Source organism: Bacillus sp. 2D03, from assembly GCF_003946765.1.
Lineage (GTDB): Bacteria > Bacillota > Bacilli > Bacillales > Bacillaceae_G > Bacillus_A > Bacillus_A cereus.
In genome coordinates, this window is the sequence record NZ_RPSJ01000031.1 from 1 (window position 1) to 11,459 (window position 11,459).

Sequence of the window (11,459 nt, forward strand, 5' to 3'; positions counted from 1 at the left end):
CGATAACTTTCATTTCCGTTCAAATAACGTAGAACGATTTGTATTTTTTCATCAGCTGTAAATTTAGCCATAGAAAAACTGCACCCCCAATTGTTAGACTGTGTCTAACAATTGGGGTGCAGTTCACTCTCTGTTGTGAATTACAACCCGGGTAAGAAGCAGATTGTATTGCGATTATTATTAGCAGAATATTGAATTTTATTCAGTTATTTAACAAAATCTTTATTTAAATAAAAAGAGCGCTAATCGAGAGCGCTCCTAATATCTCATTATAACGACAGTGACGAGCTCACATTATATAGAAAGGCACTAGTATTGTATGTCAAAGTATGAGATTAGTGAATGGATTTAGATAAAATCGTTAATTTAATTAAAAAAAAGAGCCCCGCGATAATGGCTGCAGGGCTTCATAAGGTCGAGTTATGTCGTACTCACAAGGGATTTTAACATGAATGTTGTGGTAAACATACTGGTAAATGTATCTAATTTATTTAGAGCTGTTATTTTAAAAAAAAACGCTATTTTAATAAAAAAAGAGCTTGCAAGGAAACAAGCTCTAACGTAATTGAGATGTCTATATATTACCATTCATTTCATTATAATTCCATCCGTTGTGGTTGAGAAATAAAGTATAAGCAATTTAATAAAAATTTCATTTTGTGGAAATAAAAAACCCTAGTTTCCTAGGGTAATGGTATAACAGCCAAATATATTTTATTCTTTTATATCGTAACTTAATATTACGTTAAAAACATCAGGTAAGTGTAACCAATTGCAGAAAATAAAAGAGCAGCTAGCAAAAGCTAACTGCTCGGTTCTCCAAGGGGGAACAAGGAGAAAGACTAGGGACTTCATTAAATGGGTTTGGGCTATCGCCTATCTATATTATTGACGGAATATTGAGTTTTATTCTATTTAAATCCAAAAAAAAATTTAATAATTACGATTTGATTAAAGATACTTAAAACACACTATTAATATTAAGTACAAAAGTAAGAACAATGTAAGTGTGATTGTAATTATACTTCTAATCGTTGTTTTCGAAGTAGTTGGTGTATTTATTCCTATAAGGCCACCAATAAAGGTCCAAGCTGTTAATATCAGTAAAAAAATTATTGGATCGGTAGAACTCCAATTCATCGCTGTATTAATAGATTCATTTTCAAAGTATAGGATAAGTAAGCCAACACAAATAAATGAAAAAATAAAAGACCATAGGTTTATAGTATGTTTCATAATTGCTCCTTTATTAACATGATGTTTTTTACTGAATTTTAGCAAAAAGTAAATGGAATTAAAACAAAATAATCCTTTTAATAGAAAGCGAGGAATAACAATGGGACTAGGAAACCGTGGGATGGCTTTTGAAAAGCTTATCAATCTAGCAAATGAAATGTATCAAAGAGGTGGAGTGGCGCTTATAAACAAGCGTCCGACTTCTGTGAAGGTGATTAAGAGTAAGGGTAGCCAAGTAATAAAAGGATTCTATGAAGCAAAGAGCACTCGAACTAAGAATTGCTCTTTTTTTATTGCACATAAGGAATTCCCAAACATACAATATTGAGTCGATGCTAACCCACACACTCCTTTTCAGAGGGACTTATATTCCGCAATAGAGCTGCGCCATATGAAAAGGAAAAGCATCGCTATGTATTTCATACTCAGAACTTTTCAAGGGTACTTAACAGTGCTCTTTTTTTATTGAACAAAATGGATATTTGAATAGAAAGGATGATATAGGAATGGCTAATAACAAATTAACTATTAAAGTAGCTGCTGATACATCAGAAGCGTTAAAACAAATGAAGGAAGTTACTGGGGCTGCTAATGAATGTGTGGCTGCATTGGAGAAGTTGGAGAGGTTAACAAATAAGTTTTCGGGTTTCCCTCAAGCAAGATTCGTTAATGTTAGTGCTCATGAAGATAACTGTGTAAGGGCAAGTTATTGAAACCAATAGCAATTATCGTAGGCGCTGCCGTGATCTGGGTGGCGTCTTGTTTGTTGTTAAGGAAAGATAAGCGCAAACGTGTTGCATTTAGGGATAAGGGGTGAGGGGACTTGCAAATTAAAATATTATTAATCTAAAACACAAAACATAGACTAGCAAACAAACCATTTCTACCATTTAATCATAGAATATGATGAATTCTACTTTTAGAGGAGGGAATCATATCTATGGAATGGAATAATAATTTTGGACATTCTCGAGATTGTAATAGATTTTGGGACGATTTAGTATTTTGCGGATGCGGTCGTAGACGTAGAAGAAACGATTTTAACGACTGTCATTGTAGACGTGACTGCGATTGTGATGAGTGTCGTCGCAGACGTAATCATGATCATGACCGTAATCATAATCACGATGATCGTCGAGACTGGTAAAGTCTTTTGAATTTGAGGTTGACATAACCACTCATCATTGAAAGTATTCGAAAAAATCTCACTTCTTATCTTTTTTCAGATAAGAAGTGAGATTTTTTGTTTTGGGGATACTTCAAAATATTAAGTTACTGGTGGTGCTAGCCCTAAATAAATCCTAGATACTAGTACTAATTAGTCTGTTTATTTTGCTTAACCAATACAGGGAATCATATTAACTCAAGCCCTCTATACTTCTCGACAAAATATATAATATCCTCCACGAGCCATTCGTACATCTGTACTATACAATGTATCTTCTAAATAAAAAGTAATCGGTTTTGTTTTACTTTCAAAGCTTAATTTCTCCTTAGACTGTATAGCATAGGTTTCAACAGCTGAACAAATTGTTTTAGGAGATGGATAATGAAGAGAATCATCTAGTTCAATATAAAAGGTTTTTCTTAATAGTTTTTTTAAAAATCTTTGCTTTTTCATCCTAATCTACTCCCCCTTCACCCTTAATATAAATCAATATTCTGAATCATCCATATTATACCATAAAATAACCCCCTGTTTTTGAGTATAAGTACTGGCAGGGGATTTGGTTAGCCTCCAGGAACTTAAAGTAATTAAATCTAGAAAAGTGGATTACTTGGATTGATAGAAATGGGGTCCCGCAAATCGCTATTAAGCTAAAAAACAAAATACCCCATAAAATGAAAAAATACGCTATCCTTTCTATAGAATCATAGGAAAGGATGGCGTTTTTGTATGTCTATTTCTGTATCTGATGAATTACAGCTATTTGCTCAAGAGATTCAACGTTTTTTATCTCCAAATATTTTACGAGACCTTGCTAGAGATGTTGGTTTTGTGCAACGAGCTAGTAAGTACCAAGCAAAAGATTTAATCGCTTTATGTGTATGGATGAGTCAAAATATCGCTACGACTTCATTAACTCAGTTATCTAGCCGTTTAGAAGCATCAACAAAAGTGCTCATCAGTCCTGAAGGACTAAATCAACGATTTAATAAAGCAGCCGTTCAATTTTTACAACATATATTAGCTGAACTACTAAACCAAAAACTAGCCTCATCTATGCCGATTTCTTCTCCATATACTCCTATTTTCAAACGTATTCGTATTTTAGATTCAACTGCATTTCAACTCCCAGATCCTTTTTCATCTGTTTATCCGGGTGCAGGAGGTTGCAGTCATACAGCGGGGGTGAAGATTCAGCTTGAGTATGATTTATTAAGTGGACAATTCCTTCATATTCATACAGGACCAGGTAAACAACATGATCGAACCTACGGTTCCCTGTGTGTCCCAACTGTAACAGCGAATGATTTATGTATCCGAGATTTAGGCTATTTTCATTTGAAAGATCTTCAACATATACAAGATAAAAAGGCTTATTATATCTCACGTATCAAATCGAATACACGTATTTATCAAAAAAATCCTAATCCTGATTATTTTCAAGATGGCAGAATTAAGAAAGGTACAGAGTATATCCAGATAGATATGGAGGTTTTAATGAACACTCTTCAGCCTGGACAAACATGCGAAATATCCAACGCTTATGTAGGAATGACTGATAAGGTCCCAACTCGTGTGATTGTTCATCGACTAACAAAAGAACAACAACAAAAACGATTACACGATCAAACTGTAAGAGAAAAAAAGAAAGGAATGAAGTATTCCGCTCGTAGTAAACGACTTAGCGGTATCAATGTATATATGACAAATACCCCTATAGATATTGTCCCGATGGGACAAGTACATGATTGGTATTCTTTACGTTGGCAAATCGAGATTTTATTTAAAACGTGGAAATCATTCTTTCATATTCATCATTGTAAAAAGATAAAACGAGAACGATTAGAATGCCGTTTGTATGGACAACTGATTGCCATTCTACTCTGTTCTTCTACCATGTTTCAAATGCGGCAATTACTTCTTATGAAAAAGAAACAAGAATTGAGTGAATATAAGGCTATCTATATGATTAAAGATTACTTTCTTCTTCTTTTCCAAGCTATACAGAAAGACACCCAAGAGCTATCAAAGGTTCTCCTTCGTCTGTTTAACCTCCTACAGCAAAACGGGCGAAAATCTCATCGGTACGAAAAGAAAACAGTCTTTGATATATTAGGTGTCGTTTACAATTGTACCATGTCTGATAATCAAGCGGCTTAATTCAAAAAAATGAAACCCGTCAGGGTTTATTTCATATGCAAATCTTTAAATTCCCTACACAAAAAAAAAACAACCTCTACTATAATTGACGTTGTATTTTCTTAGCTTGATAGCGATGGGGTAGCATCACATGCCCAGCAATCTAAGTTTTTTTCTTAAGCTGACGGCAATTTATAGTGATCCCTATTACAGATACTAGAACGCCAACAGGAAAATTCTTTTAACTGTCATGGCTGCCGTTAGTGAACTTGATCGAGAAATGATTAAAGAAAAGCAACGGGCGGGAATAAAGTTAGCGAAACAAAAAGGCGTGTATAGAGGAAGATTGAAGAAATATACGGATAAGCACCCAGGTATGAATCATGTGATTGAATTGCGAAAGCATACCAATAAAACTTTTAAAGAATTATGCCAAATTACAGGTGCGAGTCAGGCCGCTCTGTATCGTAGATTAAAAGAACTTGAATAAAGTTCTTTTTTGATTTGTAATTAAATCCCAGATTAGCCCCTCATACCCAGAATCGTTTCCGTACCCCTTTTATGTTCTGTCATATTAAAGTAAACCAAAGAAAATGGTTTACTTTTTTCGTTTATGGCTTAGAAAGAATGTGTTTTAATAGTGTACTAAAAAAATTCCAGTACACTATTAATAAATCCAGCAAATGAGGTGAGAATTGTAGAGTGAAGCATGAAAATACGTATGGATTAAAAGTAAAAAAAGCTAGTAATGGAGAGGTCAAATAAAAATGGAACAGCGCTTATTTTTATTTGACGTATAGAATTTTTAATTCAAATCAATTCAAACTTGACTGAATTAAGTTCAGTCGTGTATGATTGAACTCGATTCAGTCGTGAAAAAATACTATAGGAGATGAATTATGAAAAGAATATCAAAAGAACCTGACATTAGGCGCCAAGAGTTAATGGATATTGGTTTTGAACTTTATATAAAAAACGGTATAGGAGGCTTTAGCATAAAGGATGTCGTTAATCATGCGGGTGTAGCAACAGGTTTATTTTATTATTACTTTAAATCCAAAGAAAATTTTGTTGATGAACTTTTAAACGATTTCATCGCAAAAAATATAGAAATAATTCAACAAATACTTACTTCGAATGAATTGCCCGTTATACAAAAAATGAAAAATTCTCTAGACATATTTTGGACATTTGTTGAAAAACTGGCTCCCTACAAAGATGCCAGCTCATTTCATACGGAACAGCATTACCTGCTTGAGCAAAAATTATTTATGCAATTACGACCGCTCATTCAACAAGTGATTGAGGATGGGGTAAAAATAGGAGTATTCCATACTGACAACTTATCTTTAACTTCTGGGTTTATTTTATATGGTCTTAGTAGTATTGCCCATTCAGAGATAGATCTAACTCTAAATACGAAAAAAGAGACGATTAATCTAATATTAACCACACTAAAATACGATCAAAAAGAAGAAAAAATTTAAAATAACATCATGGGAATTTTACATTCAGATATGTTTAAAAGAAATACTTAGGTTATATTCAATAAATTGACTAACAATAAGATTAAAAACAATCGTTGGAAAAATAATTGATGAATAGTAAAGGAGAATTAATATGAAAATTTATATTGAAGGAAAAAATATTTCACAAGAAGAACTCACAAAATGGAAAAACGAACGTATTAAGAAAGTTTTCAATACATTAGGTCATAAAGAGCCTCAAATACAAGATACAGATGACATGATAAAAAAACTAACGGAACTAAAGTTAAGATATTCATACAATGAAATTTACGATAAATTGAGATTTAAACTTAGATTGAGTGAGATGGGTATGCGTATTGGTACGGCTTTATTTGGTGATAGACGAAAATTTTCAAAAACAAGTATTTATTTAGATGGGATTACAGCAGAAGAAGCGATAAATGGAATTGATAGTCTTATGCTTGAACAATCACGCGAGAATAATCAAGTGAATTTATCAGCTTGTCCTGATCACTATGTACTAAGACCTTTAGGGAAAAATGAGTTAGAAGTTATAGAAAATACTGGTAATTCTCCATTTCCAGTTCAATTCTTTATTGTTTTTGGTGACGAAACTAGATTGCAAACACCTAGAGATAAGTCTTATCAATACCAGTCAGCAGGTGTAGCACGTATGAAAGACGGTACTATTATTGGTGGAGTTCGACATCAATTTAAAGATACTGATACTGGGATAGAAGTAAGTCTAGTTGTTGAGTTCCCTGCACTTTGTCCTAACAGCCTTATTAAATCGCATCAAATGCATTTAGCATGTGAGTTTTCTTACTGGTTACAGTGGATAAAAAAACAAAAAAAATAATACTGTAAGAGCCTTCTGGAAATAAAAAAATATAAGCTTTTTGAAAAGCGCTCACCCTTACATTTATTGTATTCATTCCATCTGGCGACGGCTTCGATATTTTTACTGTCGTCGTTTTAATTTTTTTATTTTCTTTAAAAGGGATACTGCACTTAAATAAAATGAATTTTCTACCAATAAAACGGAGGTAAAATTCCATGTTTGTAATGCTTCTAGCTATATGTTTCGGAGCTATTTTTGCTGTACAAACAGCCATCAATGCTCAATTAAGAAAATTCGTAGTTTCCCCTTTTTTAGCTTCGATGATTTCATTTGCTGTGGGGACAATCTTTTTAACTATTACAATATTTATTAGTGGTTCACCATTAGATATTCCCATAGACTTATTTTTTAGCCAGCCTATCTTTATATGGTTGGGAGGGATTGGGGGAGCAATTGCTTTAACCGCTAATATTCTTTTGTTCCCTAAATTGGGTAGTGTGCAAACATCGATAATGCCAATTTTGGGAATGACTTTGATGAGTATGTTAATAGATAATTATGGTTGGTTTAATTCAATACCGTATCCATTTGGATGGAACCGAATTTTCGGTGTGTTACTAGTCTTAACAGGTGTCTTTTTAGCTATACATGACAAAAACAATGAGCACCAGTTTTCTAAAACAAATAAAAAAAACATTTTAAATCAATGGATTTGGCGATTGGTTGGTATAATGGCTGGAATGTTACTAGCTATACAAATTGCTATCAATGGTCAACTAGGGAAGGTTCTTCATTCCTCTTCACACGCAGCCCTTATTTCATTCTTTGTAGGTACTATTACATTACTCATCATTGTTGGAATAATAGACCGTTCTTATAAAAATATCAAAGAACCTATTAATTATTCAGCTCCTTGGTGGATATGGATTGGAGGGATACTAGGTGGGTCTTATGTACTAATAAATGTATACCTCGTTGATCGAATTGGGAATGGACAGATTGTAATTCTTACTTTATTTGGTCAAATCATTGGTAGTTTGGTGGTAGGGCAATTTGGATTGCTAAATTCTTTAAAAAATCAAGTCAAGCCAATACAAATTTTAGGTTTAAGTGTTATGATAGCGGGTGTTTTTTTTATCAGGGTATTTTAAGTTATTCATCAACATGTTTTTTTTAATACCTCTATCCTATACAGGAATTTAAAAAGCTAAATAGTAAAGTATATTTGCTACGTATTTAACAAAATTCATATAAAGCTTGTAGGAATCTAACAACCTACTCATAAAAAAACGATTCTTTTAAAGAAGAATCGTTTTTTATGTTATAGATAAGTTTTCTTAAGAGTTTCATTGTGTATCTATTATAACTATTGTTTTTCATTTAAAATCCAAATAGTTTATTCGGATAAAAAGAATATTGACAACTGAATCGACGAATGCCTTTCAGATATTCTGCTTGTGGAAGCAGCAATTCTAATACCAATCAGTAATAATTGGGCATAGATATATATCCTCTTACTATTGATTAAAGGCGCAAACTCAACAAGAAAAGATACTATACAGTGTCTTTTCTTGTTGAGTTTGCTTTAAGGAAAATGTAGTGATTAATCAAAGAATCTTGGATGCTTCTTGATTCATCTTAGTATAACATTAGTATATAATTTTTATATACAAAAATAAAATTATATGAATATGATTTCCTCAAATATTATTAGGATATTTTTCTATATTTAGAACTATGTTAGTAGATTGGTGAAAAAAAGCTATTATGTAAACATAATAGCTTTCTTTATAGTTATATATCGAAATCCAAATAATCGTAATAGGTGAATTGATTGTAAAATATATACATTTATAGTCGGTTATATTACTATTATTATAAATATTGGAAATAGAGGGTGATACATGTAAATTCTTTAGGTGAAAATCGGAACTTCAAATAGTAAGTTTATAGTTTTGGGAGGAGAAGAAAAAATTAAATTATGGGGGTTAATTCACTATGTTAAAGAAAATGATGTTTATGTTAATGGCTCTTACTCTAGTTTTTGTCCCAACTCTCGCTTCAGCTGCAACTATAGAGGATGGGAAAAAATACAACGCAACACACGAGGAATTAGAAGCTCAAGTTAAAGAATTAGAATATATATTTTCGGTATTAATGGTAAAAGATGAAGAAACAGGTAAGTATGTTCTTAATAAAGAAGAATTAGCGAAATCTTCATATAACAATGAAGAAAAAGCAGCTATTATAGCTGGTGTTTATGTAATGAATGATGAAGAAATTCCATCTAATATGTACTCTAGTAACGTTTGGGAAAGATGTTGGCAGGATGCATTAGGTATTAGTAAATCCTATTTTAATCAAATAAAATCGTATCTTAAGAAAGAGGATTACTGGGGAGCATTGGGAATGCTTTCGTTGCTTGGGCTACCATATAAGCCTGCGTTGTTATTTGCTTTTGCAGTAACTTGCGGGCCAGCTCCAGCTTATATTGCACCTAACCCTCATGAATAATAAGCCTGATATCTTATAAGTAAATGAACTAAAATTAGAATCTCTTTTGTGAATCTATTGATGCAAAAGAGATTCTTTTATCTTTTTAAACAAGTATTTCTGTCAAATATGAAAATATTAAGTATATTCTGTTGAAAAAAAGTAGATTTGAAGTAAGTTAAACTTTCATATGATATGCTTATTCTATACTAACTAATTTTCAGGTGAGGAGTTGATCGGTTATTACTAGTATAGAGAATATATATAATGTTTCTGTATTCTTAATGCTTTTATCTACTTTTTGTTTTTATCTGTATTTACGAAAAATAAAAAGAGAAAGAAAGCTCACTGTTTTCGAATTTACAATGTATATCGTAACACAAGTTAGTTACATTCTTTGGGGAATCTATATTATTTATATAAACTTTGGATGATATTTTTGTTTTATGAAAAAAAGGCTATTAAAAAAGGGTTTGAGATAAATATCAAACCCTTTTGACTATATATAATTATTTCACTGCTTCTTTTAATTCTTTTCCAGCTTTAAAAGCAGGTGCCTTTGAAGCGGCGATTTGCATTTCTTCACCTGTTTGTGGGTTACGTCCTGTACGTGCAGATCTTTCACGTACTTCAAATGTACCAAAACCAAGAATCTGTACTTTTTCTCCATTTGCTAGCGCATTTGTTATTGTATCTAAAACAGCTTGTGTTGCTGCAGCTGCATCCTTTTGTGTAAGTTCTGCTTTTTCTGCTACTACTTTTGTTAATTCTGTCTTATTCATTTTTTGCACCTCGTTATATGTAATGTGGTGACTATTATAACGTTTGAATAACCAAGATGCAATTAAAAATGTGCATAGAAAAAGCTCTAGCAAGAGCTAAGAGATAATTTTTGTATGATAGTAAGAGAGGTTAATAAAACTTCAAAATTTTAGCTTGATAGGCGTGATGCTCCCTCTGTTAGTTATGAATATTTCTTTTTATAGTAGGCCTCCTACCATTACGTTAAAATTTTTGGATTTTGGTTATGTCCCCCTATAAATATCACTATCCATATGATAAGGTTGTGATATTAAAATATAGGAGGTCTATTGCTTGTGGGCTTATTTGGAACAAAAAATCCTAAAACAGTTACAGATACGGAGTTTTCTTGGAAAGATAATAAAATTAAAATTACAGAAAGATATGTAGAAACCTCAGGTTTAATCAACTTTATCCGTGTTCCTAAAAAACACATTGAAACAGTTACATATGAAATTAAGACAGGAAAGGTAGCAATGTCTGTAGATATAAACCTTATTGGAAAAGGTGTAATCCTTGGAACAATTGCTGTAGGTATAGACCTAAAAGATGAAGTGCAAGACTGGTTATTAGAAAAACTGAATTTGTGTTAGATTACTAGAAAAACAACATTTAATCCGCTTGTTCATAGGGGAGTAGTAATTAAAAATAAAAGGATGGTATTAACATGAAATCAACAGGTGTTACACGAAAAATAGATGAATTAGGACGGATTGTTCTTCCAAAAGAGTTAAGAACAACATTAGGAATTGCAGAAAAAGATCCTGTAGAAATATTTGTAGAAGATGAAAAGATTATTTTACAAAAATATAAATCTTACGATGCTTGTGTAGTAACTGGTGATATTTCAGAAAAAAATATATCATTAGCAAATGGACAAATCGTTCTTAGTCCCGAAGGCGCTGAACATTTAATTAAGCAGATTCAAAAACAATTAGTTAAGTAGATTCATTATTTTTAGTAAATTACATTAAAGCAAAAGACACCTTAATAGATGTCTTTTGCTTTAACTTGAACCAACATAATTCCATCAATACTACTTTTACAATAGCAAATATATCAGCAATCTTTCATATCATATTCATTTTAGTATAGATCAGACTGTTTTTAAAACATTCAAATATTTAAAAATATAAATTTAAAATTCCTACCTTAAAAGGGGTCCCGCCACACATCCATCAACTTAAGGTATATTTTCAAACAAAATGCGGTCTTTCCATATAGTTTTTTATTATCTTTTGTAGATTTTATAAAAGCGGGCATATCAAATAAACCCTGACGGGTTTCAATT

General features: G+C 32.1%; 11 protein-coding genes and 2 pseudogenes. 11 read left to right on the plus strand and 2 right to left on the minus strand.

Annotation, left to right across the window (positions count from 1 at the left end; translation table 11 throughout):
• Nucleotides 1–1,336 precede the first annotated feature (1,336 nt).
• The 3 genes and pseudogenes from EBQ15_RS30430 to EBQ15_RS31770 all read left to right on the plus strand — a co-directional run.
• Nucleotides 1,337–1,504 (plus strand): annotated as a pseudogene (locus EBQ15_RS30430) (Holliday junction resolvase RecU); the annotation flags it as partial.
• 238 nt (nucleotides 1,505–1,742) lie between these two features.
• On the plus strand, nucleotides 1,743–1,949 hold the full coding sequence (locus tag EBQ15_RS30435) for a hypothetical protein (protein WP_000002740.1): 207 nt from the start codon (nucleotides 1,743–1,745) through the stop codon (nucleotides 1,947–1,949).
• A 227-nt stretch (nucleotides 1,950–2,176) separates the two neighbouring features.
• Nucleotides 2,177–2,383 (plus strand): hypothetical protein, encoded by a 207-nt coding sequence (locus EBQ15_RS31770; protein ID WP_082187778.1) that lies wholly within the window; start codon nucleotides 2,177–2,179, stop codon nucleotides 2,381–2,383.
• Nucleotides 2,384–2,608: 225 nt separating this feature from the next.
• Here EBQ15_RS31770 and EBQ15_RS30445 read toward each other — a convergent pair whose 3' ends face one another.
• Nucleotides 2,609–2,857: a DUF4318 domain-containing protein gene (locus tag EBQ15_RS30445; RefSeq protein WP_000744689.1), complete on the minus strand. Its 249-nt coding sequence runs from the start codon at nucleotides 2,855–2,857 to the stop codon at nucleotides 2,609–2,611.
• A gap of 276 nt (nucleotides 2,858–3,133) precedes the next feature.
• Here EBQ15_RS30445 and EBQ15_RS30450 point away from each other — a divergent pair, with 276 nt between their 5' ends.
• The 6 genes and pseudogenes from EBQ15_RS30450 to EBQ15_RS30475 all read left to right on the plus strand — a co-directional run bounded on the left by EBQ15_RS30450 (nucleotide 3,134) and on the right by EBQ15_RS30475 (nucleotide 9,388).
• The gene (locus EBQ15_RS30450) at nucleotides 3,134–4,564 is read left to right on the plus strand and encodes an IS4 family transposase (RefSeq protein WP_000028455.1); all 1,431 of its coding nucleotides are present in this window, start codon (nucleotides 3,134–3,136) and stop codon (nucleotides 4,562–4,564) included.
• A gap of 191 nt (nucleotides 4,565–4,755) precedes the next feature.
• Nucleotides 4,756–5,033, plus strand: a pseudogene (locus EBQ15_RS30455) (recombinase family protein); the annotation flags it as partial.
• A 409-nt stretch (nucleotides 5,034–5,442) separates the two neighbouring features.
• Nucleotides 5,443–6,030, plus strand: coding sequence for a TetR/AcrR family transcriptional regulator (locus EBQ15_RS30460; RefSeq protein ID WP_000822611.1), 588 nt, complete (start codon nucleotides 5,443–5,445; stop codon nucleotides 6,028–6,030).
• 133 nt (nucleotides 6,031–6,163) lie between these two features.
• Nucleotides 6,164–6,892 carry a hypothetical protein gene (locus EBQ15_RS30465; protein WP_000708318.1) on the plus strand — a complete coding sequence of 243 codons (729 nt, stop codon included), beginning with the start codon at nucleotides 6,164–6,166 and terminating at the stop codon, nucleotides 6,890–6,892.
• 197 nt (nucleotides 6,893–7,089) lie between these two features.
• Nucleotides 7,090–8,025, plus strand: a complete 936-nt coding sequence (locus EBQ15_RS30470) for a DMT family transporter (RefSeq protein ID WP_000497899.1) — start codon at nucleotides 7,090–7,092, stop codon at nucleotides 8,023–8,025.
• Nucleotides 8,026–8,872: 847 nt separating this feature from the next.
• Nucleotides 8,873–9,388 carry a hypothetical protein gene (locus tag EBQ15_RS30475; RefSeq protein WP_000914523.1) on the plus strand — a complete coding sequence of 172 codons (516 nt, stop codon included), beginning with the start codon at nucleotides 8,873–8,875 and terminating at the stop codon, nucleotides 9,386–9,388.
• Between the two features lie 488 nt (nucleotides 9,389–9,876).
• Here EBQ15_RS30475 and EBQ15_RS30480 read toward each other — a convergent pair whose 3' ends face one another.
• Complete coding sequence (locus EBQ15_RS30480) at nucleotides 9,877–10,149, minus strand: HU family DNA-binding protein (protein WP_001043945.1); 273 nt, start codon at nucleotides 10,147–10,149, stop codon at nucleotides 9,877–9,879.
• A gap of 315 nt (nucleotides 10,150–10,464) precedes the next feature.
• Between EBQ15_RS30480 and EBQ15_RS30485 the strand changes: the two genes are divergently transcribed.
• Both EBQ15_RS30485 and EBQ15_RS30490 read left to right on the plus strand, forming a co-directional pair.
• The gene (locus EBQ15_RS30485; protein ID WP_000522371.1) at nucleotides 10,465–10,761 is read left to right on the plus strand and encodes a hypothetical protein; all 297 of its coding nucleotides are present in this window, start codon (nucleotides 10,465–10,467) and stop codon (nucleotides 10,759–10,761) included.
• 74 nt (nucleotides 10,762–10,835) lie between these two features.
• Nucleotides 10,836–11,114, plus strand: a complete 279-nt coding sequence (locus EBQ15_RS30490; protein ID WP_000843056.1) for an AbrB/MazE/SpoVT family DNA-binding domain-containing protein — start codon at nucleotides 10,836–10,838, stop codon at nucleotides 11,112–11,114.
• Nucleotides 11,115–11,459 lie beyond the last annotated feature (345 nt).

Excerpts from the sequence above, each read along its gene's own strand:
- EBQ15_RS30435 (WP_000002740.1), top strand. The coding sequence starts at position 1,743 with ATGGCTAATAACAAATTAACTATTAAAGTAGCTGCTGATACATCAGAA.
- EBQ15_RS31770 (WP_082187778.1), top strand. The coding sequence starts at position 2,177 with ATGGAATGGAATAATAATTTTGGACATTCTCGAGATTGTAATAGATTT.
- EBQ15_RS30445 (WP_000744689.1), bottom strand. The coding sequence starts at position 2,857 with ATGAAAAAGCAAAGATTTTTAAAAAAACTATTAAGAAAAACCTTTTAT.
- EBQ15_RS30450 (WP_000028455.1), top strand. The coding sequence starts at position 3,134 with ATGTCTATTTCTGTATCTGATGAATTACAGCTATTTGCTCAAGAGATT.
- EBQ15_RS30460 (WP_000822611.1), top strand. The coding sequence starts at position 5,443 with ATGAAAAGAATATCAAAAGAACCTGACATTAGGCGCCAAGAGTTAATG.
- EBQ15_RS30465 (WP_000708318.1), top strand. The coding sequence starts at position 6,164 with ATGAAAATTTATATTGAAGGAAAAAATATTTCACAAGAAGAACTCACA.
- EBQ15_RS30470 (WP_000497899.1), top strand. The coding sequence starts at position 7,090 with ATGTTTGTAATGCTTCTAGCTATATGTTTCGGAGCTATTTTTGCTGTA.
- EBQ15_RS30475 (WP_000914523.1), top strand. The coding sequence starts at position 8,873 with ATGTTAAAGAAAATGATGTTTATGTTAATGGCTCTTACTCTAGTTTTT.
- EBQ15_RS30480 (WP_001043945.1), bottom strand. The coding sequence starts at position 10,149 with ATGAATAAGACAGAATTAACAAAAGTAGTAGCAGAAAAAGCAGAACTT.
- EBQ15_RS30490 (WP_000843056.1), top strand. The coding sequence starts at position 10,836 with ATGAAATCAACAGGTGTTACACGAAAAATAGATGAATTAGGACGGATT.